The sequence below is a fragment of the Leisingera sp. McT4-56 genome (assembly GCF_020514995.1).
Taxonomy (GTDB): domain Bacteria; phylum Pseudomonadota; class Alphaproteobacteria; order Rhodobacterales; family Rhodobacteraceae; genus Leisingera; species Leisingera aquaemixtae_A.
The window spans coordinates 50,520-76,754 of record NZ_JAJALF010000002.1 but is presented as its reverse complement, the minus strand read 5'-3'; the positions used below and the strand labels follow the sequence as shown (position 1 = coordinate 76,754).

At 65.3% G+C, this 26,235-nt stretch carries 30 protein-coding genes; 17 read left to right on the top strand and 13 right to left on the bottom strand.

Features of this window, described 5'->3' with window-relative positions; all coding sequences use genetic code 11:
- Nucleotides 1-35 precede the first annotated feature (35 nt).
- A complete protein-coding gene (ubiA, locus tag LHL23_RS03805; RefSeq protein WP_226428858.1) occupies nt 36-998 on the bottom strand; it encodes a 4-hydroxybenzoate octaprenyltransferase in 963 nt (320 codons plus the stop codon).
- 12 nt (nt 999-1,010) lie between these two features.
- On the opposite strand from ubiA, the gene LHL23_RS03800 reads away from it, so the two are divergent.
- The 4 genes from LHL23_RS03800 to LHL23_RS03785 all read left to right on the top strand — a co-directional run bounded on the left by LHL23_RS03800 (nt 1,011) and on the right by LHL23_RS03785 (nt 4,677).
- Nucleotides 1,011-1,736, top strand: coding sequence for a 16S rRNA (uracil(1498)-N(3))-methyltransferase (locus LHL23_RS03800; protein WP_226428857.1), 726 nt, complete (start codon nt 1,011-1,013; stop codon nt 1,734-1,736).
- The gene (locus tag LHL23_RS03795) at nt 1,737-2,717 is read left to right on the top strand and encodes a hypothetical protein (protein ID WP_226428856.1); all 981 of its coding nucleotides are present in this window, start codon (nt 1,737-1,739) and stop codon (nt 2,715-2,717) included.
- Nucleotides 2,714-3,241, top strand: a complete 528-nt coding sequence (locus LHL23_RS03790; RefSeq protein WP_222479381.1) for a hypothetical protein — start codon at nt 2,714-2,716, stop codon at nt 3,239-3,241. The genes LHL23_RS03795 and LHL23_RS03790 overlap by 4 nt, the downstream gene beginning before the upstream one ends.
- 65 nt (nt 3,242-3,306) lie before the next feature.
- Entirely contained in the window at nt 3,307-4,677 is a 1,371-nt protein-coding gene (locus LHL23_RS03785) for a glutamate--cysteine ligase (protein ID WP_226428855.1), read from the top strand.
- Nucleotides 4,678-4,781: 104 nt separating this feature from the next.
- On the opposite strand, the gene LHL23_RS03780 is transcribed toward LHL23_RS03785, so the two are convergent.
- Nucleotides 4,782-5,258 carry a YHS domain-containing (seleno)protein gene (locus LHL23_RS03780; protein ID WP_019297145.1) on the bottom strand — a complete coding sequence of 159 codons (477 nt, stop codon included), beginning with the start codon at nt 5,256-5,258 and terminating at the stop codon, nt 4,782-4,784.
- Between the two features lie 240 nt (nt 5,259-5,498).
- Between LHL23_RS03780 and lfb1 the strand changes: the two genes are divergently transcribed.
- Entirely contained in the window at nt 5,499-5,849 is a 351-nt protein-coding gene (gene lfb1, locus LHL23_RS03775; protein WP_226428854.1) for an LIC10280 family protein, read from the top strand.
- Here lfb1 and LHL23_RS03770 read toward each other — a convergent pair.
- From LHL23_RS03770 to LHL23_RS03745, 6 genes are read right to left on the bottom strand one after another with little or no spacing between them, the layout of a single operon-like run.
- Nucleotides 5,839-6,111 (bottom strand): hypothetical protein, encoded by a 273-nt coding sequence (locus LHL23_RS03770; protein WP_226428853.1) that lies wholly within the window; start codon nt 6,109-6,111, stop codon nt 5,839-5,841. The genes lfb1 and LHL23_RS03770 overlap by 11 nt on opposite strands.
- On the bottom strand, nt 6,108-6,713 hold the full coding sequence (gene plsY, locus LHL23_RS03765; RefSeq protein WP_226428852.1) for a glycerol-3-phosphate 1-O-acyltransferase PlsY: 606 nt from the start codon (nt 6,711-6,713) through the stop codon (nt 6,108-6,110). Before plsY ends, LHL23_RS03770 begins: the two co-directional genes overlap by 4 nt.
- Nucleotides 6,713-8,023, bottom strand: a complete 1,311-nt coding sequence (gene pyrC, locus LHL23_RS03760; RefSeq protein WP_226428851.1) for a dihydroorotase — start codon at nt 8,021-8,023, stop codon at nt 6,713-6,715. Before pyrC ends, plsY begins: the two co-directional genes overlap by 1 nt.
- Complete coding sequence (locus tag LHL23_RS03755) at nt 8,020-8,403, bottom strand: hypothetical protein (protein ID WP_226428850.1); 384 nt, start codon at nt 8,401-8,403, stop codon at nt 8,020-8,022. The genes pyrC and LHL23_RS03755 overlap by 4 nt, the downstream gene beginning before the upstream one ends.
- On the bottom strand, nt 8,403-8,936 hold the full coding sequence (locus LHL23_RS03750; protein WP_226428849.1) for a hypothetical protein: 534 nt from the start codon (nt 8,934-8,936) through the stop codon (nt 8,403-8,405). The genes LHL23_RS03755 and LHL23_RS03750 overlap by 1 nt, the downstream gene beginning before the upstream one ends.
- Before the next feature lie 5 nt (nt 8,937-8,941).
- Nucleotides 8,942-9,892 carry an aspartate carbamoyltransferase catalytic subunit gene (locus tag LHL23_RS03745; protein WP_226428848.1) on the bottom strand — a complete coding sequence of 317 codons (951 nt, stop codon included), beginning with the start codon at nt 9,890-9,892 and terminating at the stop codon, nt 8,942-8,944.
- Nucleotides 9,893-10,045: 153 nt separating this feature from the next.
- On the opposite strand from LHL23_RS03745, the gene LHL23_RS03740 reads away from it, so the two are divergent.
- The 6 genes from LHL23_RS03740 (at nt 10,046) to LHL23_RS03715 (ending at nt 17,560) form a co-directional block, all read left to right on the top strand.
- Nucleotides 10,046-10,810: a uracil-DNA glycosylase gene (locus LHL23_RS03740; RefSeq protein WP_226428847.1), complete on the top strand. Its 765-nt coding sequence runs from the start codon at nt 10,046-10,048 to the stop codon at nt 10,808-10,810.
- Nucleotides 10,811-10,818: 8 nt separating this feature from the next.
- A complete protein-coding gene (locus LHL23_RS03735) occupies nt 10,819-11,418 on the top strand; it encodes a metallophosphoesterase family protein (protein WP_226428846.1) in 600 nt (199 codons plus the stop codon).
- A complete protein-coding gene (locus LHL23_RS03730) occupies nt 11,415-12,035 on the top strand; it encodes a LysE family translocator (RefSeq protein ID WP_226428845.1) in 621 nt (206 codons plus the stop codon). The genes LHL23_RS03735 and LHL23_RS03730 overlap by 4 nt, the downstream gene beginning before the upstream one ends.
- On the top strand, nt 12,036-12,578 hold the full coding sequence (moaB, locus tag LHL23_RS03725) for a molybdenum cofactor biosynthesis protein B (RefSeq protein ID WP_222479407.1): 543 nt from the start codon (nt 12,036-12,038) through the stop codon (nt 12,576-12,578).
- A gap of 126 nt (nt 12,579-12,704) precedes the next feature.
- Nucleotides 12,705-14,159: an efflux RND transporter periplasmic adaptor subunit gene (locus LHL23_RS03720; RefSeq protein WP_226428844.1), complete on the top strand. Its 1,455-nt coding sequence runs from the start codon at nt 12,705-12,707 to the stop codon at nt 14,157-14,159.
- Nucleotides 14,160-14,164: 5 nt separating this feature from the next.
- Nucleotides 14,165-17,560: an efflux RND transporter permease subunit gene (locus LHL23_RS03715; protein ID WP_222479412.1), complete on the top strand. Its 3,396-nt coding sequence runs from the start codon at nt 14,165-14,167 to the stop codon at nt 17,558-17,560.
- Here LHL23_RS03715 and LHL23_RS03710 read toward each other — a convergent pair.
- Together LHL23_RS03710 and LHL23_RS03705 are read right to left on the bottom strand one after the other, a co-directional pair.
- Nucleotides 17,530-17,991 (bottom strand): NUDIX hydrolase, encoded by a 462-nt coding sequence (locus LHL23_RS03710; protein WP_226428843.1) that lies wholly within the window; start codon nt 17,989-17,991, stop codon nt 17,530-17,532. The two genes, LHL23_RS03715 and LHL23_RS03710, sit on opposite strands and share 31 nt — an antisense overlap.
- Nucleotides 17,988-18,809 (bottom strand): protein-disulfide reductase DsbD domain-containing protein, encoded by an 822-nt coding sequence (locus tag LHL23_RS03705; protein ID WP_413229462.1) that lies wholly within the window; start codon nt 18,807-18,809, stop codon nt 17,988-17,990. The genes LHL23_RS03710 and LHL23_RS03705 overlap by 4 nt, the downstream gene beginning before the upstream one ends.
- A gap of 179 nt (nt 18,810-18,988) precedes the next feature.
- Here LHL23_RS03705 and LHL23_RS03700 point away from each other — a divergent pair, with 179 nt between their 5' ends.
- On the top strand, nt 18,989-19,546 hold the full coding sequence (locus LHL23_RS03700; RefSeq protein ID WP_222479416.1) for a YqgE/AlgH family protein: 558 nt from the start codon (nt 18,989-18,991) through the stop codon (nt 19,544-19,546).
- Nucleotides 19,547-19,670: 124 nt separating this feature from the next.
- On the opposite strand, the gene LHL23_RS03695 is transcribed toward LHL23_RS03700, so the two are convergent.
- Nucleotides 19,671-20,621: an L-threonylcarbamoyladenylate synthase gene (locus LHL23_RS03695; protein WP_226428842.1), complete on the bottom strand. Its 951-nt coding sequence runs from the start codon at nt 20,619-20,621 to the stop codon at nt 19,671-19,673.
- A gap of 142 nt (nt 20,622-20,763) precedes the next feature.
- Between LHL23_RS03695 and LHL23_RS03690 the strand changes: the two genes are divergently transcribed.
- The 5 genes from LHL23_RS03690 (at nt 20,764) to LHL23_RS03670 (ending at nt 24,941) form a co-directional block, all read left to right on the top strand.
- Complete coding sequence (locus tag LHL23_RS03690) at nt 20,764-22,467, top strand: acyl-CoA dehydrogenase (RefSeq protein WP_226428841.1); 1,704 nt, start codon at nt 20,764-20,766, stop codon at nt 22,465-22,467.
- A gap of 5 nt (nt 22,468-22,472) precedes the next feature.
- On the top strand, nt 22,473-23,519 hold the full coding sequence (locus LHL23_RS03685) for an MBL fold metallo-hydrolase (protein ID WP_226428840.1): 1,047 nt from the start codon (nt 22,473-22,475) through the stop codon (nt 23,517-23,519).
- A 28-nt stretch (nt 23,520-23,547) separates the two neighbouring features.
- Nucleotides 23,548-24,000, top strand: coding sequence for a DUF6173 family protein (locus tag LHL23_RS03680; RefSeq protein ID WP_226428839.1), 453 nt, complete (start codon nt 23,548-23,550; stop codon nt 23,998-24,000).
- Between the two features lie 172 nt (nt 24,001-24,172).
- Complete coding sequence (locus LHL23_RS03675) at nt 24,173-24,307, top strand: aa3-type cytochrome c oxidase subunit IV (RefSeq protein WP_226428838.1); 135 nt, start codon at nt 24,173-24,175, stop codon at nt 24,305-24,307.
- Nucleotides 24,308-24,323: 16 nt separating this feature from the next.
- Nucleotides 24,324-24,941 carry a hypothetical protein gene (locus LHL23_RS03670; RefSeq protein WP_226428837.1) on the top strand — a complete coding sequence of 206 codons (618 nt, stop codon included), beginning with the start codon at nt 24,324-24,326 and terminating at the stop codon, nt 24,939-24,941.
- A 180-nt stretch (nt 24,942-25,121) separates the two neighbouring features.
- On the opposite strand, the gene LHL23_RS03665 is transcribed toward LHL23_RS03670, so the two are convergent.
- Nucleotides 25,122-25,451 carry an AzlD domain-containing protein gene (locus tag LHL23_RS03665; RefSeq protein ID WP_226428836.1) on the bottom strand — a complete coding sequence of 110 codons (330 nt, stop codon included), beginning with the start codon at nt 25,449-25,451 and terminating at the stop codon, nt 25,122-25,124.
- Nucleotides 25,448-26,176, bottom strand: coding sequence for an AzlC family ABC transporter permease (locus LHL23_RS03660; protein WP_222479432.1), 729 nt, complete (start codon nt 26,174-26,176; stop codon nt 25,448-25,450). Before LHL23_RS03660 ends, LHL23_RS03665 begins: the two co-directional genes overlap by 4 nt.
- Nucleotides 26,177-26,235: the final 59 nt, after the last annotated feature.

Here is a 26,235-nt window from a genome sequence, read left to right as displayed (position 1 = left end):
TAGTGGCTCTTACCCTGCACAGGGCCGCGGTTCAATCAAACGAACATCGCCAGCACAAAGAAGATAAGCGGGATCAGGCCGGTATCGCGGTTCAGCCGGAACAGCTGCAGCAATCTGCCGGTGTTTTCCGCATCAAAGGCGCGCAGCTGCCAGGTCATGTGCCACCCCATCGCCCAGGGGGCGGCCAGCGCCAGCACCAGTGCCAGCACCGAAGCGCTATCCAGCATTGCCGCAATCACCGCCAGCGCCATCAGGCTGACAAAGGCCACGATGAAGCGGCGCAGCCACATCGGGGTTTGCGTGCCGAACAGCCGGGCGGTGGACTTGACGCCGATCAGCGCGTCGTCCTCAGTGTCCTGATGGGCATAGATGGTGTCATAAAACAGCGTCCAGGCGATACCGGCCAGATACAGCAGCACCGGCGGCCAGCCCATGGAACCAGTGTGCGCCACCCAGGCCAGCATGGCGCCCCAGTTGAAGGCGAGGCCCAGAAACACCTGCGGCCACCAGGTAAACCGCTTGGCAAAGGGATACACCGTCACCGGCAGCAGCGACAGGATGCCCATGGCGATGGCCGCCTGGTTGAAAGTCAGCAGAATCGCAAGGCCAGCCAGGCATTGCAGCCCCATCCAGGCCAGCGCTCCCTTGACCGTGACCTGGCCGGAGGGGATCGGGCGGGAACGGGTGCGTTCCACTTGGCCGTCGAAGTTGCGGTCGGTGATGTCGTTCCAGGTGCAGCCCGCCCCGCGCATCAGCCAGGCGCCGGCGGCACAGCCCGTCGCAATCCACAGATCGCCCCAGCGCGGGCTCTGATCCGCCAGGATCGCCAATGCCAGCCCCCACCAGCAGGGGATCAGCAACAGCCAGGTTCCGATCGGCCGGTCGGCGCGGGACAGCCGCAGATAGGGCCGCGTCCACTCCGGTGCATGTGTGTCGACCCAGTTTCCCCTGACCGCATCCGCGACCTGACCCTCTGGCGCTGGCTTTTGGCCTTGCATATGTAGGACCCCATGAGTGCAAAAATCAGACTGTATGTAGAGCACCCTTTGGGGGCAGGGCAATCGGTTCCCTTGGATCGTGATCAGGCCCATTACCTGTTCGGGGTGATGCGGCTCGCTGCGGGCGCCCATGTGGCGCTGTTCAATGGCAAGGACGGCGAATGGCTGGCCGAAGTGGCGGAGGCCGGAAAGCGCGGCGGCACGCTGGCCTGCCTGGAACAGACGAAGCCGCTGCAGATGCCGCCGGACCTGTGGCTGATGTTTGCCCCGATCAAGAAGGCGCGCACCGATTTCATTGTCGAAAAAGCAGCGGAAATGGGGGCTGCGCGCATTCTGCCGGTGCAGACCGAGTTCACCAATTCCGAGCGCATCCGCCAGGACCGGCTGCAGGCGCACGCGGTCGAGGCGGCGGAACAATGCGGCGGCACCTGTGTGCCGGAGGTGGCGGATTTGCAAAAGCTCTCCCGCCTCTTGGACCAATGGCCGCAGGAACGCCAGTTGATGTTCTGCGACGAAGCCGAGGTGGGCAATGCGCTGCAACTGGCCGCAGAGACGCAGAAAGACTCGCCTTGGGCCATTCTGATCGGTCCAGAGGGGGGCTTCTCAGATTCTGAGCGCAAGCGGCTGCACGCGCTGCCGCAATCCCATGTGGTCAGCCTTGGCCCCCGCATCCTGCGTGCAGATACTGCAGCGGTGGCGGCGATGACCCTGTGGCAGCAGACACTGGGAGACTGGTAAATGAAAGATTTCGTGCGGTCCTTAGCGTCAAGGCGGCCGGAAGGCGTAGAGCGGCAGTTGACGCGGGTGCAGCGCCAGGCAAATCTGAGGTGGCCTCGCCACCGGGCGCTGCTGGGGTCAGCCCTCAGGATTTCTCCTGAATCATCCGTTTTTCGGGGTGAGTGGGAAGCCCGCCCGGTGGTCGTCAAAAAATTTTGGGGTCTGGGAAGCCGTCGCAATTTTGTCGGACAGACGAGGGTGGCACTGGACAGACTTGCTTCGCTTGGACATCATCCGGCGTTTACCTTCAATGAACTTTTAGCCACTTCCGGGCATCTCGGCCTGGTAATGGTGAGCTTTGAAAACGGGACCCCTGTTAACAAGCTGCTGGAAGAACCGGGCGTCAACCGCAAGCAGCTGATCAAGCGCTGTTGCGATTGGCAGCATTGGGCAGGGCAAGGGGACTTCGTTCAAACCGAGCTGAACGCGGACCGTCTTGCCGCCGAAATCAACCAGATTTTGCAAAACTGCGGTGAGCACCGCGATGCCGGGTTGCTGGCAGAACTCGGCAGCGCTTTGCTTGACATGCTGGGCGGGCTGGCAGGAAGGCCAGTGCTGTATGCGCCGGGTCATCCCGACTTTGCTCCGCGCAATTTTATCATGCGCGAAGACGGTGTCCTATCCGCGGTAGACATTCACCGCGCGGGAAGGATTTTAAGAACCCGCCAGGCCGCAATGTTCGTGGTGTCAAAGGATTTTCGGGAGATGGAGATTTCCCGGCCGCTGTTGTACGGGCTGAACCGGCAGGAACTGCGCCAGTTCCTGGCGCACGGCACTGTTCCCGACCAAGAGATCAATTCCCTGCTGATTTTCTTCATCGGGCTTACATACTTTACCATGTACGCTAGGAATCCGGGCAAGCCATGGAAAATGCGGGTCAGGCGCCGAAGAATCCGGGTGTTTCTGGCTCACCTCCGGCAAGGCAAAAGGATATTGAGATGAGTTTCATCCGCCCCGAAGCCCGCGACACCCTGTGGCAATGGCGCGAGGTCCTTGCCGCCGCGCTGATGTTCCTGCTGGGGCTGAAATGGGCGTTTTCCGCGGCCGGCTTTACTGCGATCACCGGCTGGGCGTTGGTTGCCACCGGGCTGGTGGCTGCCGTCATCGGCGCCCAGCGGATGCGCTTCCGGCGCGGCACCGGCGGGCCGGGGGTTGTGCAGGTGGACGAGGGGCAGATCGCCTATTTCGGACCGCTCACCGGCGGCGCCGTGGCGGCCTCGGAACTGGAACGGCTGGCGCTGGATCACACCTCCAAACCGCCGCACTGGCTGCTGGAGCAGCCCGGCCAGCCGCCGCTGGCAATCCCGGTGAATGCCGAAGGCTACGAGGCGCTGTTTGACGTCTTTGCCGCACTTCCGGGCCTCAAGACAGAGCGGATGCTGGCAGAACTGCGCCGCCGCGGCCCTCACCAGGTCGTGATCTGGGAGCGCGCCGCCAGCCGCCCGGAACATCAGCGCCTGCATTGACACCGGCGGCGATTCCGCCCACGACTGACCCTTCAAGACAGATCTAACAGGACGGAGTGCCAGGCATGTCCATTCCCCAGTCCGGCGGCGGGCCGATCGAACGCCACGAGCAGCTTGCCCAGTATCTTGCCGACGGCTGCAAACCCAAGGAAGACTGGCGCATCGGTACCGAGCATGAGAAGTTCGGCTTCTGCAAGGACACGCTGAAGCCGCTGCCCTATGCCGGTGAACGCTCCATTCTGGCAGTTCTCGAAGGCTTGCGCGACGGCCATGGCTGGGCGCCGCTGACCGAAGGCGAAAACCTCATTGGCCTGACCAAGGACGGCGCCAACATCAGCCTGGAGCCAGGCGGCCAGCTGGAGCTTTCCGGCGCGCCGCTGGAAACCATCCACGAGACCTGCGACGAGGTGAACGCCCACCTGCGCGACGTCAAGGACATCGCTGACAAGATCGGTGTCGGCTTCATCGGCCTGGGCGCTGCGCCCATCTGGAAGCATGAAGACATGCCGCTGATGCCCAAGGGCCGCTACAAGCTGATGGACGGCTACATGCAGGAGGTCGGCACCATGGGCACCACCATGATGCGCCGCACCTGCACCGTGCAGGTGAACCTCGACTTCTCCTCCGAGGCCGACATGGTGCAGAAACTGAGGGTGGCGCTGGCGCTGCAGCCGGTGGCCACGGCACTGTTTGCCAATTCCCCGTTCCTGGACGGCAAGCCCAACGGCCACAAGTCCTGGCGCGCCCGCGTCTGGCGCTCGCTGGATGCCGACCGCACCGGCATGCTGCCGTTTGTGTTCGAGGAAGGCTTCGGTTTCGAGGCCTGGGTTCAGTATGCGCTCGATGTGCCGATGTATTTCGTCTACCGCAATGGCGAATACATCAACGCGCTTGGCATGTCCTTCCGCGACTTCCTGAAGGGGAAACTGCCCGCGCTGCCAGGCGAGACCCCGACGCTCAGCGACTGGGCCGACCACCTGACGACAATCTTCCCCGAGGCCCGCATCAAGAAATTCATCGAGATGCGCGGCGCTGACGGCGGCCCCTGGCGCCGCCTGTGCGCGCTGCCTGCCTTCTGGGTCGGCCTCACCTACGATCAAGGCGCGCTCGATGCAGCCTGGGACCTGGTCAAGGGCTGGGACGCAGAAACCCGCGACGCCCTGCGCGTTGCCGCCTCGGAACAGGGGCTGCAGGCCAAGGTGGGCGGCATCAGCATGCACGAACTGGCCCGCGAGGCGGTGGCGATCTCCGAAAGCGGCCTCAAGGCCCGCGCGCGCCCCGGCGCCGGCGGTCTGGTGCCGGATGAAACCCACTTCCTGAATGCGCTGAAGGACAGCCTGGAAACCGGCAAAGTGCCCGCGGATGAGCTGCTGGAGCGCTACAACGGCGCTTGGAACGGGGACCTTTCCCGCATTTACAGCGAGTTCGCTTATTAACACTAAATGAAAAGGCCGCGCTTCGGGTGCGGCCTTTTCCATTGAAAAACCGGCGGCAGGTTGCCCCGCCGCCGGCTGTTTTTCGTGAGTGGCAGCTTCAGGCCTTACTGCGCCTGAAGTTCTTCCGGGGTCTTGTCAGCAATATCGGTCCAGTTGACGCTGGCCTTCTCGATGAAGCCCGGGATGTCGCCTTCCCAGCGTTCCTGAATGTCCTGCGACAGGTTCAGGTACAGGGTGTTGTCAACGATCTTCCAGTGGTTCGGATCACCGTCGAACTTGAAGCCCATCGCGGTGCCAAAGGCGCAGTAGCCGCCGTAGGCCGGCACATAGGCTTCGGGATTCTTTTCAAATGCCGCTTTGTGCTCTTCCGAGGCGAAGCGGTAGGTTGCGTCATTGTAAATGGAAGTGATTTTGTAGCTGCCCTTGGTCGGGGCACCGTCCGTGAAATATGCGACCGGGTCATAGCCCTGCATGGCCAGGCCGGTGGAGGATGCGTTGATCTCAACGCCCGCCGCCAGTGCCGAGGTTGCCATCGCAACCGACAGAGCCACACCGCTGATCAGTGCTTTTACTTTGTTCATGGTCCCGTCCTTTCTAATCCCGGCCGCGGCGTTCCCAAATGCTTGCCCGGCCGGCGTTTCACCATGTGTGCCGCGGTATGCTGCGGGTCACGGCACCGATGTGGAGAGCCGGGCGATCACATTCAAAACAACTCAATTTGACTGTGCGCGGGGCGGATGCCGCCTGTGCAATTCCGCGCAGAACGGGTGACAGGCAGCATGGTTGCGGGCAGACTGGGCACAGGAAACCCGGAGGACAGGATGACACGCTCATTCACAACCCGCCGCGCCGTGCTGGGCGGCCTTTTGGCGGCAGCAGCCTTTACAGGGGCGGCCGCAGCCCAGAGCATCAGCGGCAGCTACCGCGCCGAGGGCCGCAACCCCGATGGCAGCACCTATACCGGCACGGTGCAAATCCAGGACAATGGCGGTGCGATCGAGATGAACTGGCAGGTCGGTGCCCAGGCCTATGCCGGGACCGGTACCCGCAATGGCGATGTGGTCTGGGTCGACTGGGGCGATACCTACCCGGTGGTCTACGTGCGGATGCCCAGCGGTGAGTTGCACGGCACCTGGTCCAACGGCCGCGCTTTGGAGCGGCTCATTCCATAACCTGCAGTGCCAGCACGAAGCGGACCACCTTCTCCGCAGGCATCTCGCAGGGTTTGAGGCGGGCGCCGGACGTGAGCCGGTAGAGGTTGAGGCTGATGTAATCCATGCCGCCCAGTTCCCGCGCCACCAGCTTTTGCGATTTGCCGCCGGCCAGGTCTTCGCGGGACACCATGTATTTGCACCCTTCCGCAGTCCCGGTGAAGGCGCCCAGCGGCAGGGCGTCGAAAGCTGCAAGAAAGGCCTGCAGCTTTTCCGGCGTCACTTCTGGCCGATCCGCGGCTCAGTGCCCGCCCGCAGGCGGGCGATATTGGCCGAGTGCCTGATGAACACCACTGCCGCCAGCATCGCGGCCAGCAGGGCAACCGGATGGTAGCCCAGCAGCAAGGCCCAGACCGCGCCTGAAGCGGCCGAAACCAGCGCGCCCATCGAGGAAATCCGGGTCATTGCCGCTGCCGCCAGCCAGGTCAGGCAGCAGGCGATGCCCACCGGCCAGGCCAGTGCCAGCATCAGGCCGAGGAAGGTTGCCACCCCCTTGCCGCCCTTGAAGCCCAGCCAGACCGGAAAGCAATGGCCGAGGAAGGCCATCAGCCCTGCCATCTGCGACGCATCCTCGCCGGCCAGAGAGCGGGCCAGAAGCACCGCCGCCGCGCCCTTGCCGCCGTCCAGAAGCAGCGTCAGTGCCGCGGCGGCCTTGCTGCCGGTGCGCAGCACGTTGGTGGTGCCGATATTGCCCGATCCGATTTCCCGCAGGTTGCCGAGGCCGAAAGCCTTGGTCACCACCAGCCCGAACGGCACTGAGCCGAGGCCGTAGCCGATAACCGCCCACAGGATCAGAACCGCCGCAGAGCTTTCGAGTACTGGCATCAATCCCTCCGGTAGACGGGCTCGCCCGCCACATATGTCGCCTCGACCCGGCCCTGCATCCGCTGGCCGTCATAAGGCGTGTTCTGTGATTTCGAGCGCAGCTTGAAGCGGTCCAGCACAAACGGCACATCCGCATCGAACAGCACCAGATCCGCGGGCGCCCCCGCGGCCAGGCGGCCGCTCTCCAAGCCCAGCCGCCTGGCCGGGTTCAGCGACATGGCGCGGAACAGGGTAGGCAGATCCAGAAGTTCGGCGTGGTAAAGCCGCAGCGCCGCAGGCAGCAGCGTTTCCAGCGCCACTGCGCCGGCCGCGGCTTCCTCGAACGGCAGGCGCTTGCTTTCCTCATCCTGCGGCGTGTGCATCGAGGAGATGATGTCAATGAGCCCGGTCCGCACCGCCTCAACCACCGCCAGGCGGTCGTCCTCTGAGCGCAGCGGCGGCTTCACCTTGAAGAAGCTGCGGTAGCCCGCCACGTCCAGCTCATTGAGCGTCAGGTGGTGGACCGAGGTGCCTGCAGTGATGTCGAGCCCGTTCTTCTTGGCGCGTTCCAGCGCGGGCAGGGCGCGCGCGGTGGTGATCTGGTCGGCGTGGTATTTCGCACCGGTCATTTCCAAGAGCGCAATATCGCGGTCCAGCCCCATCCGTTCCGCCATCGGGGAGACCGCAGGCAGGCCATACAAGGCTGCGAACTTGCCGCTGGTGGCGGCGGCGCCCTTGCTCAGGACCGGCTCCTGCGGGTGGGCGATGACCAAAGCTCCGCAGGACCGTGCATATGTCAGCGCCCGCTGAAACACCTTGGTGTTGCTGACCACATGGTCGCAGTCGGAAAACGCCACCGCGCCGGCATCCATCAGAAAGCCGATCTCGGTCATCTCCCGGCCTTCGCGCCCCTTGGTCAGCGCCGCCATCGGCAGCACGTTCACCGGCGTGTCCGCCTGCGCGCGCCGGGTCACAAATTCCAGCGTCTCCGGGCTGTCAATTGCCGGGGTTGTGTCGGGCCGGGTGATGATAGTGGTCACGCCGCCCGCCGCGGCGGCGAGCCCGGCGGTTTTGTAGCTTTCCTTGTGCCGCTCACCCGGCTCGCAGACCTTGACGCCGATATCGACAATCCCCGGCGCCAGGCATTTGCCGCCACAGTCCACCTGGGTGACGTCGTCCGGGCCGGCGTTATGCGCGCGCAGCAGCTGGGCGGGGTCGGCGGCATTCTTTTCGACCGCCGCGATCCGCCCGTTCTGCACCAGAACCGCGCCGGGCGTGTCGGTGCCTGCCTCGGGATCGATCAGGCGGGCGTTGATGAAGAGAGTGCTCATGCCTTGGCTCTTTCAATTGCGTTGAGGGTCGCGGCCGGGTCGGCCTGGTATTTGATCAGGTGCTTGTCGCCGGTTTTGGTGACCACTTGCACATAGCTGCCCATGGTGCGGACGGTTTCTATCTGGTGCAGCGGCACTGAACGCCCGGCCGGGCCTGAGAGGCTTTCCCGGGTCAGTGTCCAGACCACCGCCAGCTCCTCGCTGGCCATGTACCAGCCGCGAAAGGCAATGGCGGCCAGCCCGCCCACGGCGCCGGTCCAGATATGCGGGCTGTCCATGAACCATAGGACCGCCATCGCGCCGCCCATGCCAATCGCCGCCATCCAGGCGTGGGCGCGGACATAGGCGCTGCGGTCGGGTTTGAATTCAGCCGCTGCCATCAGAACACCAGGGCCCAGACAGCCAGGGCAATCAGGGTCATGACTATGGCAAAAAGCGTGGCCCCGATGCGGCGGGCCTTGCTGCGGGCCTCGCGCGGGGGCAGCTTGGGCGCGGAGTAGGGCTTGGCGCTTTCGGCGGAAACCGGCGGGGCGCTCCAACTGGTCTGCCGCTCTCCGTAGGTGCCTTTGAGCACGATCTGCTCCGCCGGGGTCAGCCGGGTCTCGTCACCCCCGAAGGCGCGGGAGCGGATCAGCAGCACGTGGCCTTCCAGCGCCTGCAGCATCTCCCGGTCCTCTTCGACCTGCGCCCGCGGCACGCCGCAGCCCTCGGTCAGGTAGCCGGTCAGGCCGATGTCCTCGAGATCAGAGACCGGGAAGACCTCTACTTGGTCCATGTCGAGCGCCTCGATCCCCAGCACCTGCGCCAGCGCGCCGGGTTCCTTCAGGAACGCCGCCTGTTCCGGCCGCATGTCCAGCGCAAAGAGCCGGATCACGCCGCGCTCGCCTGCCGGGATATGAATGACACCCTCCAAGTGGCTCAGCCCGCTTTTTCCTGGCGTTCGGCGCGCAGGTTGCGGGCCAGGAGGTCCATCGCCGCCATCCGCACCGCAACCCCCATCTCGACCTGCTCCTGAATGACAGAACGGTTGATGTCATCGGCAAGCGTTCCGTCGATCTCCACCCCGCGGTTCATCGGGCCGGGGTGCATGACGATGGCGTCGGGCTTGGCCAGCGCCAGTTTTTCGGCGTCGAGACCGTAGCGGTGGTAATACTCGCGCTCCGACGGAATGAAGCCGCCGTCCATGCGCTCCTTTTGCAGGCGCAGCATCATGACGACATCCACGTCCTTCAGGCCTTCGCGCATGTCGTCGTAAATCTCGGCACCGAATTCTGCGAACTGGCCCGGCACCAGGGTCGGCGGGCCGATCAGCCGGATGCGGTTTTCCATCTTGCCCAAAAGGATCAGGTTGGAACGGGCAACACGGGAATGGGCGATGTCGCCGCAGATCGCGATGTTCAGCCGGTGCAGGCGGCCCTTGGAACGGCGGATGGTCAGCGCATCCAGCAGCGCCTGGGTCGGGTGCTCATGCTTGCCGTCGCCGGCGTTCAGAACTGCGCAGTTCACCTTCTGGGCCAGCAGGTCCACCGCGCCGGAATGCGGGTGGCGGACGACCAGCAGGTCCGGGTGCATCGCATTCAGCGTCATCGCCGTGTCGATCAGGGTTTCACCCTTTTTGATCGAGGAGGCCTGCATCGCCATGTTCATCACATCGGCGCCCAGCCGCTTGCCCGCCAGCTCGAAACTCGCCTGGGTGCGGGTGGAGTTCTCGAAGAACATGTTGATCTGGGTGAGGCCGGCCAGCACGTCGGAGTGCTTTTCCGGGCGGCGGTTCAGCGCCACATAGTCATCGGCCAGATCAAGGATCGCGGTGATCTCATGCGGCTTCAGCGGTTCGATGCCAAGCAAGTGGCGGTGTTCGAAGGACATATGGGGCGGCTCCGCTTGATTTGCCGGTTCTTATAGGCGGGGCAGGCGGAGCGGGCAACGGCTGGCAGTGCTGTAGAACAGGGAAATCGAGTATTTGCAGCAAGATGATGGCGAGGTGTTCCGCTTGCCGGCTGGGCGGAGTAGCTTGGGCGCATGGAATCGGCATTGGATTACTGGAGCGCCCGGGCGCTGTTGGAGTGGCAGGCGGAGCTTGGCGCCACCGAGGCGCTGTGCGACGAACCGGTCGACCGGTATGCGCTGGAGCAGGCCGCTCCCAAGCCGAAACCGGGCGCAGCCCCGGCGCCGCCGCCGAAGCCGAAAGAAGTGGACCCAATCGAGGTGGCCCGGAAGGCGGCCAGAGGCGCGGCCTCGCTGCCCGCCCTGCGCGATGCGATGGACGGCTTCAGCCACTGCGACCTGAAACGCGGCGCCCGCAATCTGGTGTTCTCCGACGGCCAGGCCGGCGCGCGGGTGATGATCATCGGCGAGGCGCCGGGCCGCGACGAGGACCTGCAGGGTAAGCCGTTTGTCGGCCGCGCAGGGCAGCTTCTGGACAAGATGCTGGAGGCGATCGGTCTCAGCCGCGCGGAAAATGCCTATATCACCAATGTGCTGCCCTGGCGGCCGCCGCAGAACCGCGACCCGCTGCCCGCCGAGATTGCCATGCTGACACCCTTTCTGGAGCGGCATGTGGCGCTGGCAGAACCTGACATTCTGGTGCTGATGGGAAATATCAGCTGCCAGGCGGTGCTGGGCAAACGCGGCATCACCCGGCTGCGCGGGCAGTGGGACCAGGCCTGGGGCAAACCTGTCATTCCGATGTTCCACCCCGCCTACCTGCTGCGCCAGCCTGCGCACAAACGGCTGGCCTGGGCGGATCTGCTGGAGCTGAAGGCGCGGCTGGGGAGCTTGTCCTGAGGTAGCCCATGAAAATACTGGCATTCTCCGATCTGCATCTTTCAGCCTCCCACGCTGCGGACATCGTGGCGGCCAGTGCGGGCGCGGATCTGGTGATCGGGGCCGGTGATTTCTGCAACATGCGGATGGGCATGAACAGCGCCGTGATCATGCTGGCAGGGCTGAAGGCGCCGATGATTGCCGTGCCCGGCAACGGTGAAAGCGCCGAAGAACTGCGCGCCGCTGGATTTGCAAATACCACCGTTCTGCACGGAGAAGGCACGGATTTCGAAGGGCTGCGTCTGTTCGGTTTGGGATACGGCGTGCCGGAAACGCCTTTTGGCGGCTGGTCCTGCGATCTGAGCGAAGTGCAGGCGGGCGCGATGCTGGCGGCCTGCGATCATGCGGATATCCTGATTTCCCATTCTCCGCCCAGGGGGCTGGGCGATGTGACCTCCCGCGGGCAGTCTGTCGGTTCCACCGCGGTCCGGGCCGCGGCAGAGCGGATCCAGCCGCAGCTGTTGCTGTGCGGCCATGTGCATGACTGCTGGGGCTTTCGCGGCAATCTGGGCAAGACGGAGGTGGCAAACCTCGGTCCCGGCGTGAGCTGGTTCGAGGTGGAGCCGTGATTGATCCCGTGACCCTCCTGGCCTTCATCCCGGCGGCGCTGGCGCTGAACCTGACGCCGGGCGCGGACATGATGTTCTGCCTTGGGCAGGGGCTGCGCTCCGGCCGCGCCGCGGCGGTGGCAGCCAGCGCCGGCATCTCTGCGGGCAGCATGGTGCATGTGGCGCTGGCCGGTCTCGGGCTGGGGGCTGCGGTCTCTGCCATGCCTGCGCTGTTTGATGTGATCCGCTGGGCCGGCGTGGCCTATCTGCTGTTCCTGGCCTGGGATGCCTTGCGCAGCGGGCCGGCCCGGGCAGATGCGCCTGCGGTGCCTGCCCGGCGGGCGTTCCGCTCCGGTTTCCTCGTCAACCTGACCAATCCCAAGGTGATCCTGTTCGTGCTGGCCTTTGTGCCGCAATTCGTGACGCCTGCGGCCGGGCCGGTGCTGATGCAATTCCTGATCTTCGGGCTGATCCTGGCTGCGGGCGGATTCATCATCAACGGCCTGGTGGGCATTTTCGCAGGCCAGGCCGGGCGGCAGCTGACAGGCTCGCCGGTCATTGCGCGCTGGCTGGGCCGGGTCTCGGCCGGAATTTTTGCAGGGCTGGCCGTTCGGCTGGCAATCATGGAGAGGGCGTAGATGTCCCGTATTGACGAAAGCATGGAATTCATCCCGGTCCGCATTGCGGTGCTGACGGTCTCGGATACCCGCAGGATGGAGGACGACCGCTCCGGCCAGGTGCTGGTCGACCGGCTGCGGGAGGCGGGCCATACCCTGGCCGACCGCAAGATCATTCCCGACGAGCGGGCAGAGATCGCCGCCCAGCTGCGGGCCTGGATTGCCGATCCCAAGGTGGACGTGGTGATTTCAACCGGCGGCACCGGCCTGACGGGGCGCGACGTAACGGTGGAAGCGCACCGCGACGTATACGAGAAGGAGATCGAGGCCTTCGGCACCGTCTTCACCTGGGTCTCCATGCAGAAAATCGGCACCAGCGCGGTGCAGTCGCGGGCCACTGGCGGCGTTGCGGGCGGCACCTACCTGTTCGCGCTGCCCGGCAGCCCCGGCGCCTGCAAGGACGGCTGGGATGAAATCCTGTCAAAACAGCTCGATTACCGCCACCGGCCCTGCAATTTCGTGGAAATCATGCCCAGATTGGAAGAACATCTGCGACGGAAGTAACCGTGCACGGCGTGTAACCTCGCAAACCTGCGCGGAAAATCGTATATTTCCAAGCGGGCACAAGGCATTTGCGCTTTGGCAGCCCATGCGCGGCTCCGGCAGCAGCCGCCACCGGAAGGGAGAGACATGCGCTTTTTGCGTCAGAGTTTGATGGGGCTTTTCCTGGCGTCGCTGACGGCGGCTCTGCTGCTTTATGCCGGGCAGCTGATCTTTGGCGCCATCGAGGCGCAGCTCACTGCCGAACGCAAGGCGCCGCCGGTGCGGGAACGGGTGTTTGCGGTCAATCTGGTGACTGCGGACCTGCAGACAGTGGCACCGGAACTGACCGCCTTCGGCCGGGTTGAAAGCCGCCGCACATTGGAATTGCGCACGGCTGTCGGCGGCCGGGTGGTTCAGCTTTCTGAGGATTTCGAGGAAGGCGGTGCGGTGCAGGCGGGCGAGGTGCTGGTGCAGATCGACCCTGCGGATGCGCAAGCGGTGCTGGACCGGGCAGAGGCCGACATGATGGATGCCCGCGCCGAGGAGCGCGACGCGGGCCGGGCGCTGATCCTGGCGCAGGACGAATTGCAGGCGACCCAGGACCAGGCGCAGCTGCGCGAGCGCGCGTTCCAGCGGCAGCTGGACTTGCAGGAACGCGGCGTCGGCACCGCAGCCACGGTTGAAACTGCGGAACTGGCTGCGGTGCAGGCCCGCCAGACCGTGATCTCTCGCCGCCAGGCGGTCAGCCAAGCTGAGGCGCGGGCGGATCAGGCCGCCACGCGGGTGGCCCGGGCGCAAATCGCACTGGACGAGGCGCGGCGCGATCTGGACGACACCACCATCAAGGCAGGCTTTGACGGCACATTGCAATCGGTCAGCCTGGTGCAGGGCCGGCTTGTGTCCGCCAATGAGAAACTCGCGGATTTGGTCGACCCGGACCTGCTGGAGGCGGCGTTCAGGGTCTCGACCGCGCAATATGCCCGGCTGCTGGACGGCGACGGCCATCTGCTGAAAGCCCCGGTGCGGGTGTCGCTGGATGCGGCTGGCGCCGGTCTCAGTGCAACCGGGCGGATTTCGCGTGCCAGCGGTGCAGCGGGCGATGGGCAGACCGGGCGGCTGGTCTATGCCAGCCTGGACGCTGCGCCGGGTTTCAAGCCGGGGGATTTCGTGACCGTCCATGTGACAGAGCCGGAGGTCCGCGCGGTGGCGCGGGTTCCGGCTTCTGCGCTGGGCGCCGATGGTTCGGTGCTGCTGCTGGGCCCAGAAGACCGGCTGGAGGCGCTGCCCGTGGAACTGGTGCGCCGCCAGGGCGATGACGTGCTGATCCGCGGATCCGGGCTGGAGGGGCGCGAAGTTGTCACCGGGCGCACGCCTTTGCTGGGTGCGGGCATCAAGGTGCGTCCCGTGCGCCAGGGCGCGGGGGTGCAGGCGCTGCCGGAGCTGATCGAACTGACGGACGAGCGCCGCGCCCGGCTGGTGGCGCTGGTTGAGGGCAACAGCCGGATGCCCTCGGAGATGAAGGCCAAGATGCTGCAGCAGCTCGCCGAGGCGAAAGTGCCCGCGCAGCTGGTCAGCCGGATTGAATCCCGGATGGGAGGCTGAGGCCGATGGCGCGCAGGCTCCCCCGGCAGGCCCGCGGGCTGTTCAGCTACTTCACCCGCCACCGCACGGCGGCCAATCTTCTTCTGGTGATCATGCTGGTGCTGGGCGCTGCGGCGATGCCCAACATGCGGGCTCAGTTTTTCCCCGATGTGATTGTCGAAAGCGTCACCGTCACCGTCGAATGGGAGGGCGCCGGCCCCGAGGATGTGGACAGCGCCATCGTTCAGGTGCTGGAACCCGCCCTGCTGGCGGTGGACGGGGTGGAGGAGACCTCCTCCACCTCCCGCGAAGGGCGGGCGACGCTGACGCTGGAGTTTGAGCCCGGCTCTGAAATGGGGCAGGCCACCGACGATGTGCAAGCCGCGGTGGATAGTATCACCACTCTGCCGGAAGAGGCCGAAAAGCCGGAAGTGCGGCGCGGCGCCTGGCGGGACCGGGTGACCGACGTGGTGATCACCGGGCCGGTCGGGGCGGGGCAGCTGGGGCTGTTTGCCGATGAACTGGTGGTGCGCCTCTTTGAGGCCGGCGTCACCCGCACCACGATCCGCGGCATGGCGGCACCGCAGACCATCGTCGAAGTGCCCACCGCCAAGCTGATCACCCACGACGTCACCATGCGCGAAATTGCCGAAGCTATTGCTGCGGAGGTCGATGCAGATCCCGCTGGCGATGTGAGCGGGGCCAACGCCCGCGTGCGCACCGGCAGCGAGAAACGCAGGCCGGATCAGCTGAATGCCATCGTCCTGCGCACCAATGCCGACGGCTCGGTGCTGACCATCGCCGATGTGGCGCGGGTGCGGGTTGAAGGCGTCGATCGCAACCGTTCCTATTTCGTCGATGACAACCCGGCGATGTCGATCAGGGTGGACCGCTCGGATCAGGGCGATGCGATCCGGCTGCAGCACCAGGTGCAGCAAGTGGTGGACGAGATGCAGGCCAGCCTGCCGCAGGGAGTGACCGCGCAGCTGATCCGCACCCGCGCCGAGCGCATCACCGACCGCCTGGACATTCTGGTCGACAACGGTCTGATGGGGCTCGGGCTGGTGCTTTGCCTCCTGTTCCTGTTCCTCAACACCCGCATTGCCTTCTGGGTGGCGATGGGCATACCGGCCTCGATGTTTGCTGCGGTGGCGCTTATGTATGCAGCCGGGATCACCATCAACATGGTCAGCCTCTTTGGCCTGATCATCACCCTGGGGATCGTGGTGGATGACGCCATCGTGGTGGGCGAACACGCCGACTTCCGGTTCCGGCGGCTGGGCGAAAGCCCGATGCAAGCGGCTGAGAATGCCGCCCGCCGCATGGCGATGCCGGTTTTTGCCGCAACTCTCACCACCATTATTGCCTTCTTCGGCCTGACCCTGGTGGGCGGGCATTTCGGCACGCTGATCCGCGACATTCCCTTCACCGTGATTGCGGTGCTGGCGGCATCCCTTGTGGAATGCTTCCTGATCCTGCCCAACCACCTGGCCCATGCGCTGGCCCATGCCCAGGCGCACCACTGGTACGACTGGCCGAACCGGATGGCGAACCGCGGCTTCCGCTGGCTGCGCGACCATGCCTTCCGCCCGCTGATGGGCGTTGTTGTCACCGCGCGCTATGCGGTGCTTGCAGGCGCGCTGGCGATCCTGGCCAGCCAGGCGGCCTTGTTCATCAACGGCGATGTGCAATGGCGCTTCTTCAATGCGCCGGAGCGCGGCTCGGTCACCGGCAATTTCGCCATGGCGGAGGGCGCCACCCGCGCCGACACCCTGGCGATGATGCGTGAAATGCAGCGCGCGGCTGAGGCACTGGGCGCCGAGTACGAAGAACGCTATGGCCGCAACCCCTTGGAGTTCGTGATGACCGAGGTGGGCGGCAATGCCGGCCGGGGATTGAGCGGGGCGGAGACCAAAGACAAGGATCTTCTCGGCGGCATCTCGATCGAACTGATCGACGCCGACTTGCGCCCCTATTCCAGCTTTGCCTTTGTGGCTGAGCTGCAGGAGCGGGTCGTCCAGCACCCGCTGGCGGAAACGGTCTACTTCCGCGGCTGGCGGTCAGGGCCGGGCGGCGATGCGCTCGACGTGCAATTCTCAGGTTCCAGCATTCAGGTGCTGAAAGATGCTTCCGAAGACCTGAAAACCGCGCTGTTGCGCTTCCCGGAAGTCTCGGCTGTCGAGGACAATCTCGCCTATGACAAGGAGGAGGTGATCCTCGACCTTACCCCTCAGGGGCAGGCGCTGAACTTCACCATCGGCAGCCTGGGCCAAGCGCTCCGGGCGCGGCTCAACGGCATTGAGGCCGCGACCTATCCCGACGGCCCGCGCAGCGCCAAGATCCGGGTGGAACTGCCGGAGAACGAGCTGACCGCCGATTTTCTGGAGCGCACCCTGATGCGGGCGCCCAGCGGCATCTATGTGCCGCTTGCCGATATCGTCTCGGTCACACAGCGCACCGGTTTTTCCACTGTGCGCCGCGAGAACGGCATCCGAGTGATCAGCGTGACCGGCGATATTTCCGAGGACAATCCGGCCCGCGCCGAGGCGGTGACGCAGGCGCTGCAGAACGAGATCCTGCCCAGGATCGCAAGCGAGCGGCAAGTGGAATGGCGCCTGTCAGGATTGGCAGAACAGGAACAGAGCTTCCTGCAGGAAGCCGGCACCGGGCTGATCCTCTGCCTTACCGGAATCTATCTGGTTCTGGCCTGGATCTTTGCCAGCTGGACCCGGCCGCTGGTGGTGATGGCAATCATCCCCTTCGGCCTCGTCGGCACCATCTGGGGCCATTACATGTGGGAGGTGCCGCTTTCCATGTTCACCGTGGTGGGCCTGTTGGGGATGACCGGGATCATCATCAATGATTCCATCGTGCTGGTGACAACCATTGACCAGTATGCCGAGGACCGCGGGCTGATCCCGTCGATCATCGACGCGGCGGCAGACCGGCTGCGCCCGGTGATGCTGACCACGATGACCACGGTTCTCGGCCTGGCGCCCCTGCTGTTTGAGCGTTCGCAGCAGGCGCAGTTCCTGAAGCCGACGGTGATCACGCTGGTCTACGGCCTTGGCTTCGGGATGTTCCTGGTGCTGCTGGTGGTGCCTGCGCTGGTGGCGATGCAGCGCGATCTGTCGCGGCCGCTGACCTCCCTGCGCCGCGCCCTGCGGCAACAGGCGGGGCGCCTGCGCTGGCTGGTCCTGGGCACGGCGCTGGCGCAGCTGGGCTGGCTGGTGCTGACGCTGGGCTGGGCGATGGCCTCCGGCGCCCTGCATCCGGCGCTGCGGATGATTCCGGTGCTGGCGGCGATGGAACCGGTGCGGGCGGGTCTGCTGGCATTTGCCGCAGGCGCGCTGCTGCTGGCATTGCTGGCCTATGCAGCGGGCGGTATCGCTTACCGGCTCAACACCCGCCAGCGGGCCTGAGCCAGCCTCGCCACCTCAGCCACCTGGTCCAGCAGCTGCAGGCCGCGGGTCTCGATGCCGTCAACGGGGATCCACTCTGCCTGTTCGGCGTCATCATCCGGCACCGGGTCACCGCTCAGGTGTTCGCACAGCACCACGGTCAGCAGATACTGGCGCAGCGCCGTACCCGGCGCTCCGCGCGAGATCACATCCACATTGGTGAGATATTCCAGCGGCCGGGCAGTCACACCGGTCTCTTCCATCAGCTCGCGCGCAGCGGCCTGCAGCGCGGTCTCGCCCATTTCCACATGGCCGCCGGGAAATCCCCACCAGCCTGCGTTCGGCTCCTTGCCGCGCTGCACCAGGATCACATGATCCTGGCCGCCGAAATGGCGGCAGACAACGGCAATGGTGCCAAGGACCGGGCGGGCAGGGCCGTCTAGCGTGCTCATCCAGCACTGCAGCCCTGAATATCAACAGCATGGCTTTTCCCCAGCACCGTAATCCGCAGCTGCGAGCGGTCGATGGCATAGGCCTTGCCGTCCGCCGGCAGGAACTCGGTCTCCGCCACCAACTGCCCGCCTTCGCGCCGGGTCTTGGTTTCGCCGGCATAAAGCTTGGGGTTGCCCGGTTCGATCACTGCAACCTCCTCGCCGCCGGCAGAGGGCATCGAGATGCGGGCAGTGACCGTCATGCCGTAGTCGGAAGGGCGCAGGCTGCAGGATGCCGCACGCACACCCGCCTCCTTGGCCGACCAGGGGCGGCTGGCCATTGCGGCGGCAATTGCTGGGTTGCGGCCTGAATTGCTGTCCAGCTGATGGTCGAACTTCAGCTCGGCCGGCACGCAAACATCCTTGCACACCCCAAGCTGCATCCGCCCCTTCAGGCGCACCGGCTTGCCCGGGTTCTCGGGGGTGATTTCCACCGGCAGCACCAGTTGATCATGGTAGCCGATGGTGCGGTAGCCGGACGTCATAAACACCTCGGGCGAGGGCCAGGTGATCGACAGTGCGCCGACATTGCGGGCGCCGCGCCAGGAAAAGCTGGGCGGAATGCCGGCATCGCCAGGCGCCCGCCAATAGGTCTTCCATCCGGGCTGCAGGGTGATCTTCAGCGCACCCATGTGGGTGCCGCGCGGCGTCATGCCGCCGTCCAGAACCTCGATCCGCACGATATCGCCATCCAGGCTGCCGGAATTGGCTGGCGCGGCGGCAGCGGCGGCAAACAGGGCAGCCGCGGCGGCAGCGGATTTGGTCAGCATCTGTCTCATGCAAGAATAAATGCGCCCGCCAGCCCGGTTTGCCAAGTCACGATCCGGTCATAATCCCATCATCCCCCTGTGTTTGCGGCAAATTTGCCGGAGCCTGCGCGGGGTTGCGCCGATGCGCCCCTTGCGCGGGAAGCGGGCGCGCGTCATGGTGGGGGGAGGCAGCAGAAAGACGGAACTTCATGGATCTGACTGGCAAGCTCTTGATTGCAATGCCCGGAATCGGCGACCCGAGATTTGAGCATTCGGTGATCTTCCTGTGCTCGCACGGCGAGGAGGGCGCGATGGGCCTGATCGTCAACAAGCCTGCGGACGGGGTGGCGCTGGGGGATTTGCTGGAGCAGCTGGACATGGGCGGCGAAGGCAGCGCTGCATCGGCGCTGCCGGTGCGGTTCGGCGGCCCGGTGGAGACCCAGCGCGGCTTCGTGCTGCACACGCCGGACTACGAATCGGATGTCAGTTCGCTGAAGGTGCCTGGCGGGTTCTCGATGACAGCAACGCTGGATATTCTGGAGGACATTGCCCGCGGCGAGGGGCCGCAGGACCTGCTGGTCCTGCTGGGCTATGCCGGCTGGGGGCCGGGGCAGCTGGAATCGGAGATCGCCATGAACGGCTGGCTGACAACGGATGCCAGCCCGGAACTGGTGTTCGGCCTCGCGGATGACAGCAAATGGGAGGCGGCCCTGAAGACCCTTGGCGTCGATCCGCTGACCCTCTCCGCCAGCGCCGGCCACGCCTGACCGCACGCGGCAGAGGCCGTGCTGGGGGAAGGCTCCCGCGCGTTTTTTTGATTATCGGAGATAATCCCAAACCCCTTGGGGCAGGGCGCCCATCCGCGATGGGCGCTGCCGCGGTCGGCGGTTCTCAGTCCCGCGGTGCGGCGGCGCGGCGCAGGCGGTCGTTGATGGCTTCGCCCAGCCCGTGCTCCGGCACCGGGGCGACAGCGATCGGCTTGCCAAGCGCGTCGAGCTGGTGGAGATGGCCGAAGAGATTGGCCGCGGCCTCCGCCAGATCGCCATGTTCGGACAGGTTCAGGTCGCAGGGGCCGGGGCCGAAGCCGAGATACAGCTCGTCCTCGGCGGGCGCGTCAGCATTCAGTCGCACGGGCGCGCCAGGGGCATAGTGCGACAGCAGCTGCCCGGGGGCGGTCAGCGGGTCGTGCACATCCCGCTCTGCCAGCTTGCGGCCCAGCACTGCCTCGATCTCCTCCGCCGCCAGCCCGCCGGGGCGCAGAAGCACCGGTTCCGGCCCCGCCAGCCCGATGATGGTGGACTCCAGCCCGACCCCGCAGGCGCCATCGTCCAGGATCGCGGCAATCCGGCCGTCCAGCCCGGCCTTCACATGGGCCGCCGTGGTCGGGCTGATCTTGCCGGAGGGGTTGGCGGATGGTGCTGCCACCGGCCCGTCCAGCTCCCGCAGCAGCGCCTGCGCCGCCGGATGCGCGGGCACCCGCACGCCGAGCGTCTCCAGCCCGGCGGTGACCAGCGGCGAAATCCCGTGGCCCTCCCGCAGCGGCAGCACCAGGGTCAGCGGTCCGGGCCAGAACGCCTCTGCCAGCTGTTCCGCAACGTCATTCCATTCCACGTAGCGCCGCGCGGCCTCCGCCGAATGCACATGGGCAATCAGCGGGTTGAACGAGGGCCGCCCCTTGGCCTCGTAGATCGCGGCAACCGCTTTGCCCTGCCGGGCATCGGCGCCCAGGCCATAGACCGTCTCGGTCGGGAAGGAGACCAGCTGCCCGGCCTGCAGAAGCTGCGCGGCGCGGGCAATGCCGCCTGCCGTTGCGGCAAGAATTTCAGTGCTCTGCTGGGGCATTCCGGGTGACGCGGCGTTTTGGTTGATTGAATTGGGCGCCCGGTTAGGTAATCGGACAAGCCACAGACAATAATAGGCCCGGGCCGGGAAGCCAAGACTGCCCGTGACCGCACGCCCCAGAAACCCCCGTCAGAGGACGCCCATGACTTTTCGCGCCCCCGTTTCCGAGTATGAATTTCTGCTGAACCACGTTGTGGGCTATGACAGCATCCCCGCCACTGACCGTTTTGCCGAGGCCACGCCCGACACCGTGAGCGCAATCCTGACAGAGGCAGGCAAGCTGTGCGACGAGGTGATGGCTCCGCTGCAGCGCAACGGCGACCTGCATCCCGCGCATCTGGAAAACGGCGTGCTGCGGACCTCGCCCGGATTTGCCGATGGCTACCAGGCCATTCGCGAGGGCGGCTGGGTCGGCATCAGCGCTGCGGAGGAGCACGGCGGCATGGGGCTGCCGCAGACGGTTGCGGTCGCAGTCTACGAGATGATGGCCGGCGCCTGCCTGTCGCTGCAGCTGGCGCCGCTGCTGAGCCAGGGCCAGATCGAGGCGCTGGAGCACCATGCCGCGGATGCAATCAAGGAGCTGTACCTGCCCAAGCTGATTTCGGGCGAATGGTCCGGCACCATGAACCTGACCGAACCGCAGGCCGGGTCCGATGTCGGCGCACTTACATCGAAGGCGGAGCCCAATGGCGATGGCACCTACGCCATTTCGGGGCAAAAGATCTTCATCTCCTGGGGCGACAACGACTTCTGCGGCAACGTCTGCCACCTGGTGCTGGCGCGGCTGCCCGACGGGGTGCCGGGGACCAAGGGGATCTCGCTGTTCCTGGTGCCGAAATACCTGCCGGATGCGGACGGCAACCCGGGCAAGGCCAATGATCTGAAGGTGGTGAGCCTGGAGCACAAGATGGGCCTGCACGGCTCCCCCACCTGTGTGATGCAGTTCGACGGCGCCACCGGCTGGCTGGTCGGGCCGGAGCACGGCGGCATGGCTGCGATGTTCACTATGATGAACAATGCGCGCGTCGGCGTCGGCGGACAGGGAGTCGGCGCGGGTGAGGGCGCCTATCAGCACGCGCTGGCCTATGCGCTGGAACGCAAGCAGGGCAAGACCGCCAGCGGCTTCATCGCCGACCATGCCGACGTGCGCCGGATGCTGATGGAGATGAAGGCGGACCTGTTTGCCGCCCGCGCGATCCTCATGGCCTGCGCCCGCGCCATCGACATGCAGACCGCCACCGGCGACAGCAGCTGGGCCGCCCGCGCGGCGTTCCTGACGCCGATTGCCAAAGCCTTTGGCACCGACACCGGCATGCGGGTCTCGGAAACCGGGGTGCAGGTCTATGGCGGCATGGGCTTCATCGAGGAATCTGGCGCCGCGCAGTATTACCGCGACGTGCGGGTGACGGCGATCTACGAGGGCACCAACGGCATCCAGTCGATGGACCTGGTGGCGCGCAAGATGATGGACGGCGGCGAAATGGCCTTTGCCCTGATCGACGAGATCGAGGAACAGGCCGAACGCGCCCGCGCCACCCATCCGAACATGGCCGAAGCTGTCTGGCAGGCCTGCGAGTCCCTGCGCGAAGCCACCGAATGGCTGGTAGCGCAGCAGGACATGCAGGACCGTTTCGCCGGCTCGGTTCCGTACCTGCGCGCCTTTGCCCGGGTGCTGGGCGGCCATTACCACCTGTCTGCCGCAATGGCGGACCGGGGCGGTGCGCGCGAGAAGCTGGCGCGCTTCTACATCACCCGGATGCTGCCGGAGCATGCGGCGCTGCTGGCCCATGCGCAGGCCGGGGCAGAGGGCACCTTCGCACTCAGCCTCGACGAACTGGCGGGCTGACAGCCGTGACCGACATCCCCGACGTCTCCCCCCGCACCCCGTGGGAAGAACCGCCCGCGCAGGGCGAGGCGATTGAGGTGGCCGAGGGCGTCCTCTGGATGCGCCAGCCGCTGCCGATGAAGCTCGATCATGTGAACATCTATGCGCTGAACGAGGGCGACGGCTGGACGGTGATCGACACCGGCTTCAACTCGCGCAAGAGCCGCGGGATCTGGGAGAGCCTGATGGCCGGCCCGCTGCAGGGCAAGCCGGTGACGCGGGTAGTAGGCACCCACCACCATCCCGATCACATCGGCCTTGCCGGCTGGTTTCAGAGCGAACACGGCGCCGAGCTGGTCACCACGCGCACCGCCTGGCTGTTTGCCCGTATGCTGACGCTGGACGTGCAGGAGGTGTGGCCGGAAGAAACCCTGGCCTATTACCGCAGCGCCGGCATGGCGCCGGAGGTCTATGACAAGCGCGTCAAGGACCGGCCCTTCAATTTTGCCGACACCGTGCATCCGTTGCCGCTGGGCTTTACCCGCATCAAGCAGGGCGACGTGATCCGCATGGGCGGGCGCGACTGGGATGTGCACACCGGCAACGGCCACGCGCCGGAGCACGCAACCTTCTGGAGCCGGGATGACAATCTGGTGATCACCGGCGATCAGATCCTGTCGACCATCAGCCCCAACATCGGCGTCTACGCGACCGAGCCGATGGCCGACCCGCTGGGCGAATGGCTGGAAAGCTGCGAGCGGCTGTCGAAACTGGCGCGCTCGGATCATCTTGCCCTGGGCGGCCACAAGCTGCCGTTTTCACGTCTGCCGCTCAGGATGCAGCAGCTGATCGGCAACCACCACGGCGCGCTGGAGCGGCTGATGGATCACCTGTCCGAGCCCCGCACTGCCGCCGATTGCTTTGCGCCCCTGTTCAAGCGCACAATCGGCGAGGGCGAGTACGGGCTTGCACTGGTCGAGGCGGTGGCCCATGTAAATCATCTGTACCATACTGGCCAGGTGGACCGCTGGAAGCGCAACGACGGCGCCTGGCTGTATCAGAACAAGGGGTGATGCGCACCCCGCAGGAAGGGGAAGCACCATGGGCGACGAGATTTCCACCAGCGCCGAGGCGGCAGAGGCGGCGGTGCTGCCCTGCGTGCATGAAGTCCACTCCGATCCTGATGCCTGCGCAGGCCTCAGCAAGGTGCCGGAGAAGCTGCAGAAACCGGATGCCGCCAAAAGCCCGGCCCGCTGGGCCTACGAGCGGCTGATCCTCTATATCCAGAACTTCGAGCAGCAACTGGACGCCGAACACGAGGTCGCGATGGGTTTTACCGGCGGCAATACCGGCGTGCTCAGGATCGAGGGGATGGGGTATTTCGACCCCGATATCATCACTTTCTACGGCAGCGAACCAAACGGCTCCCGCACCCAGCTGGTGCAGCACGTGAGCCAGCTCAATGTGATGCTGCGCGCGGTGCCGAAAGCGCGTGAGGAAGCGCCTGCCAACCGTATCGGCTTCCGCCTGGCCTCGGACCTGCAGCAGGACTGACCCGCAGCGGGCCGCGCGATTCGCCGCACGGGCAGCCGCCGCGGAAAACCGGCCGGTTTTCCGCGGTTTTCCAGGGGCATTTCACCCGGATGCGCCCGAATGACGTGGTGACAGGACGCGGCAAATCCGGTAATCACCGTGAAAATGCACGTGAATTCGAGGGATAACTCACATGGCTGAACATCAGCACGGCACCATGGACACCACCGTTCAGGAAAAAACCTACTCCGGCTTCCTGACCTTTGTGACCCGCTTCTGCATTGCGATGGTCTTCCTGGCGCTGTTCCTGGCCGTTTTCGCTTCCTGAAATTAAGGACGCCTTGATGCGCAATCTGCTCTGCCTCGGCGCGGTGATGCTGGCGCTTGCGGGTTGCGCGGCACCGCAGCAGCCCAACGCTGATGCCGAAACCCTGGCCAAGGTGGCCTACCGCCACCCTGGCCCGCCCGCGCTCACCCTGTATACGATGATCAACAACCGCACCGGGCGGGGCGGCCACACATCGCTCATGATCAATGCCTCCGAGCGGGTGATTTTCGATCCGGCCGGGTCTTTTTATGCTTCCGTTGTGCCGGAACGAGACGACGTTATTCACGGCATTACACCGGCTGTAGAAAAGGCCTACCGCGGGGCGCATGCACGCAGCACTTATCACGTTGTCGTGCAGCGTATCGAGGTTGCTCCGGAACAGGCAGAGAAAGCCTATCAGCTGGCGATAAACAATGGCCGGGTTCCCGGCGCTTTCTGTGCCCAGGCGACAATTGGCATCCTGCAGCAGGTTCCGGGGTTCGAAAGCCTGGACCGCACCTTTTATCCTGAGAAGCTGGCAGAACAGTTTGGGCAGCTTCCCGGCGTGGTGACCGAACGCTACTACGAAAACGACAGCGCAGATTTGCAGGCGGGTATCACCAAGAGCGATGCTGCGCTGAACGCGGCTGAGTAAACCTTCCCCTGTTGCAAGCGCGGGCCACGCTGCGCACGGCTGGGATTTGCTGAGAAGGCCTTGAAGGGCAGGTTTGCCCTCAAGGCCGTTGCCAAGTCTACCGCATTCCCCGCCGCCTCAAGGGCAAGCCGCGCCTATGGGCGCGGACGCTTGCGCGTCCCTTAACCCGGCAAGCAGCGCTCAGGCGGCGAGATACAAAAGCAGCAGGCACAGCCCGCCGGTCCCAAGGCCGATCAGCACGTTGCGGGTCAGATAACCCGCGGCAAAGGTCGCGGCGGCGGCTGCAAAATGCATCAAGCTTGGGTCTCCGCCTGTCGGGGCAGGCCAGACCACCAGCGGCGCCACCAGGGCCGGGATGATTGCCACGGCGGTATAGCGCAGATGCCGCATCAGCCACTCGGGGATTGGCTTTCCGCCCATGAAACCGATGAAGGCAAACCGCAAGCCATAGCTGCCAAGCGCCAGCCCGATGATCACGGTCCACAAGACGGGTGTGGGGATACTGCTCATTTTGCGCCCTCCGCCTTGGCCTTTTGCCGTTCCAGCCACAGTTCGGCCTGAGCGCCCGCGACCATGCCGGCAATCCCCGCCACAATCAGCCCCAGGTTATAGGGCAGGGCTGCCGCGGGCAGCGAGGCCGCAACTGCCACAAAACACGCTGCGACATGCGCAGGTGTGCGCAGCATCGGCCCGATCATTGCCAGAAAGGCCAGCGGCAGCACGAAATCCACCCCCCAGCTCTCCGGGATGCGGGTGCCGACCAGCGCCCCCAGCGCAGTGGCAATCACCCAGGCCGGGGTGATCAGGCCATTGGTGCCAAAGAAATACGCGACCCGCTGCGGTAGCGGCATTTCCGGCTCTGTCTCGAACTGCACGACCGACAGCGCATAGGACTGATCGACGATGAAATAGGCGGCAATTGCCCGCTGCCACATTGGTGCATCGCCCAGGTAGGGCGTCAGCGAGGCCGAATACATCGCCATCCGCAGGTTCACTGCCAGTGCCGATATCAGGATAATGATCAGCGGCGCATTTTCCTGCATCAGCTGCAGTGCTGTGAACTGGGCGGCGCCGGCAAAGACCGTCAGCGAGAAGGCAAAGGCCTCCGGCACGATCAGCCCGGCCTCTGCTGCCAGCACCCCGAACAGAAAGCCGAAGGGCGAAGCCATGAACAGGAAAGGCGCGCTGTCGCGAAACCCCTTCCAGAAGGCCGATTTGGTGGTGGTGATTGCCATCTGCGCGTCCTAGATTGCGTTGAACCGCCCTACGGCGGACGCAGAAGGAATGCAATTGG

Excerpts from the sequence above, each read along its gene's own strand:
- ubiA (WP_226428858.1), bottom strand. The coding sequence starts at position 998 with ATGCAAGGCCAAAAGCCAGCGCCAGAGGGTCAGGTCGCGGATGCGGTC.
- LHL23_RS03800 (WP_226428857.1), top strand. The coding sequence starts at position 1,011 with ATGAGTGCAAAAATCAGACTGTATGTAGAGCACCCTTTGGGGGCAGGG.
- LHL23_RS03795 (WP_226428856.1), top strand. The coding sequence starts at position 1,737 with ATGAAAGATTTCGTGCGGTCCTTAGCGTCAAGGCGGCCGGAAGGCGTA.
- LHL23_RS03790 (WP_222479381.1), top strand. The coding sequence starts at position 2,714 with ATGAGTTTCATCCGCCCCGAAGCCCGCGACACCCTGTGGCAATGGCGC.
- LHL23_RS03785 (WP_226428855.1), top strand. The coding sequence starts at position 3,307 with ATGTCCATTCCCCAGTCCGGCGGCGGGCCGATCGAACGCCACGAGCAG.
- LHL23_RS03780 (WP_019297145.1), bottom strand. The coding sequence starts at position 5,258 with ATGAACAAAGTAAAAGCACTGATCAGCGGTGTGGCTCTGTCGGTTGCG.
- lfb1 (WP_226428854.1), top strand. The coding sequence starts at position 5,499 with ATGACACGCTCATTCACAACCCGCCGCGCCGTGCTGGGCGGCCTTTTG.
- plsY (WP_226428852.1), bottom strand. The coding sequence starts at position 6,713 with ATGCCAGTACTCGAAAGCTCTGCGGCGGTTCTGATCCTGTGGGCGGTT.
- pyrC (WP_226428851.1), bottom strand. The coding sequence starts at position 8,023 with ATGAGCACTCTCTTCATCAACGCCCGCCTGATCGATCCCGAGGCAGGC.
- LHL23_RS03755 (WP_226428850.1), bottom strand. The coding sequence starts at position 8,403 with ATGGCAGCGGCTGAATTCAAACCCGACCGCAGCGCCTATGTCCGCGCC.
- LHL23_RS03745 (WP_226428848.1), bottom strand. The coding sequence starts at position 9,892 with ATGTCCTTCGAACACCGCCACTTGCTTGGCATCGAACCGCTGAAGCCG.
- LHL23_RS03740 (WP_226428847.1), top strand. The coding sequence starts at position 10,046 with ATGGAATCGGCATTGGATTACTGGAGCGCCCGGGCGCTGTTGGAGTGG.
- LHL23_RS03735 (WP_226428846.1), top strand. The coding sequence starts at position 10,819 with ATGAAAATACTGGCATTCTCCGATCTGCATCTTTCAGCCTCCCACGCT.
- moaB (WP_222479407.1), top strand. The coding sequence starts at position 12,036 with ATGTCCCGTATTGACGAAAGCATGGAATTCATCCCGGTCCGCATTGCG.
- LHL23_RS03720 (WP_226428844.1), top strand. The coding sequence starts at position 12,705 with ATGCGCTTTTTGCGTCAGAGTTTGATGGGGCTTTTCCTGGCGTCGCTG.
- LHL23_RS03715 (WP_222479412.1), top strand. The coding sequence starts at position 14,165 with ATGGCGCGCAGGCTCCCCCGGCAGGCCCGCGGGCTGTTCAGCTACTTC.
- LHL23_RS03710 (WP_226428843.1), bottom strand. The coding sequence starts at position 17,991 with ATGAGCACGCTAGACGGCCCTGCCCGCCCGGTCCTTGGCACCATTGCC.
- LHL23_RS03705 (WP_413229462.1), bottom strand. The coding sequence starts at position 18,809 with ATGAGACAGATGCTGACCAAATCCGCTGCCGCCGCGGCTGCCCTGTTT.
- LHL23_RS03700 (WP_222479416.1), top strand. The coding sequence starts at position 18,989 with ATGGATCTGACTGGCAAGCTCTTGATTGCAATGCCCGGAATCGGCGAC.
- LHL23_RS03695 (WP_226428842.1), bottom strand. The coding sequence starts at position 20,621 with ATGCCCCAGCAGAGCACTGAAATTCTTGCCGCAACGGCAGGCGGCATT.
- LHL23_RS03690 (WP_226428841.1), top strand. The coding sequence starts at position 20,764 with ATGACTTTTCGCGCCCCCGTTTCCGAGTATGAATTTCTGCTGAACCAC.
- LHL23_RS03680 (WP_226428839.1), top strand. The coding sequence starts at position 23,548 with ATGGGCGACGAGATTTCCACCAGCGCCGAGGCGGCAGAGGCGGCGGTG.
- LHL23_RS03675 (WP_226428838.1), top strand. The coding sequence starts at position 24,173 with ATGGCTGAACATCAGCACGGCACCATGGACACCACCGTTCAGGAAAAA.
- LHL23_RS03670 (WP_226428837.1), top strand. The coding sequence starts at position 24,324 with ATGCGCAATCTGCTCTGCCTCGGCGCGGTGATGCTGGCGCTTGCGGGT.
- LHL23_RS03665 (WP_226428836.1), bottom strand. The coding sequence starts at position 25,451 with ATGAGCAGTATCCCCACACCCGTCTTGTGGACCGTGATCATCGGGCTG.
- LHL23_RS03660 (WP_222479432.1), bottom strand. The coding sequence starts at position 26,176 with ATGGCAATCACCACCACCAAATCGGCCTTCTGGAAGGGGTTTCGCGAC.